The organism is Sedimentibacter sp. B4 (genome assembly GCF_000309315.1).
Taxonomy (GTDB): Bacteria; Bacillota; Clostridia; order Tissierellales; family Sedimentibacteraceae; genus Sedimentibacter; species Sedimentibacter saalensis.
In genome coordinates, this window is sequence record NZ_CANG01000048.1 from 1 (window position 1) to 207 (window position 207).

Sequence of the window (207 nt, forward strand, 5' to 3'; positions counted from 1 at the left end):
TGGTCGCTGCGCGACGACCGATAGCGGACCTTCGGACGACCACGGCTGCGATCGCCACCTGAGTCCCGGGCGACGAGGCCCGCCTGCTCGAGGTGCTCGAGGTGAAACCGCACAGTCGTCACGTGCAAGCCGACCCCTGCCCCCAATTCGGTCGCCGTCAACGGCGAACCCCCGGCCTCCAGCACAGCCAACAACCGACCGCGCACC

1 protein-coding gene is annotated in these 207 nt (G+C 69.6%); it reads right to left on the reverse strand.

The annotated features are described in order from the left end of the window. On the reverse strand, positions 1-206 hold a 206-nt coding region (locus BN358_RS28580; RefSeq protein ID WP_368730807.1), incomplete at its 3' end, for a helix-turn-helix domain-containing protein. Between the last annotated feature and the right edge of the window lies 1 nt (position 207).